The sequence below is a fragment of the Bradyrhizobium sp. JR4.3 genome (assembly GCF_040547695.1).
Lineage (GTDB): Bacteria > Pseudomonadota > Alphaproteobacteria > Rhizobiales > Xanthobacteraceae > Bradyrhizobium > Bradyrhizobium canariense.
Window position 1 is genome coordinate 1 of sequence record NZ_JBEPQF010000097.1, and the last position, 1146, is coordinate 1146.

Consider the following 1146-nt stretch of genomic DNA (forward strand, 5'->3'; position numbering starts at 1 on the left):
CACGAGCAGCTTAAGGATCGGTTTGATCCGCGCCAGCACCGCATCGATCTTGGCCGGGCGCCGCTGTTGCGGTTTGTGATTGCGCGCGAGCCCGGCAGCGCGCGCTGGCTGCTTTTGGAGCTGCAGCACCATTTGATCGGGGATCACACCACGCTGGAAGTGATGCATGCCGAGGTCCGGGCCGTGCTGGAGGGGCGCGAGCATGAGCTGATAGCCCCGCAGCCGTTCCGCAATCTGGTGGCCCAGGCGCGATTGGGCGTGGGTGCGGATGCGCATGAGCAGTTCTTCCGGAGGCTGCTGGCCGACATCGATGAGCCGACCACGCCGTTTGGGCTGAGCGAGATCCGCGGCGACGGCAGCGGCGTCGGCGAGGCGCATCGGATGCTGCCGCAGGCGCTCAACGCGCGGCTGCGCAGCCAGGCGCGGCGGCTCGGGGTGAGCCTGGCCAGCCTGTGCCATCTGGCCTGGGGGCAGGTGGTGGCGCGCAGCAGCGGCCGCGAGCAGGTGGTGTTCGGCACGGTGCTGTTCGGCCGCATGCATGGCGGCGCCGGTGCCGACCGCGCCATGGGCCTGTTCATGAACACCCTGCCGCTGCGGCTTGATCTCGACGGCACCGGGGTCGAGGCGAGCGTGCGCACCACCCACGCCCGGCTGGCCGAGCTGCTGGCGCATGAGCATGCCTCGCTGGCCTTGGCGCAACGCTGCAGCAGCGTTGCGGCACCGGCGCCGCTGTTCAGCGCGCTGTTGAACTATCGCCACACCACGCCAGCGGTCATGTCCGGTTCTACACCGAATGATGGGCTAGAGGGGGTGGAATGGCTGGGCGGGGAGGAGCGCACCAACTATCCCCTGTCCTTGTCGGTGGAGGATTTTGGCGAGGCGCTCGGTCTGACGGCGCAGGTGGCGGAGGGCGTCGCTGCGGATCGGGTCTGCGGCTATATGCAGCGCGCGCTCGAGCAAGTGGCTGAGGCGCTGGAGCATGCCCCCAACACGCCGGTGCGCGAGCTCGACATGCTGCCGGCCGACGAACGCACCTATCTGCTGGAGGAGTTGAACCGGACGGCGGCGCCCTATCCGGCGGAGCAGTGCATCCATGAGCTGTTCGAGGCGCAGGTGCGCCAAGCGCCGGACGCGGTGGCGGTGGTC

General features: G+C 69.2%; 1 protein-coding gene. It reads left to right on the forward strand.

Going from position 1 to position 1146, the window contains the following annotated elements:
* Nucleotides 1-1146 (forward strand): condensation domain-containing protein (locus ABIB91_RS41670; protein WP_354172991.1); only part of this gene is annotated, 1146 nt, incomplete at both ends.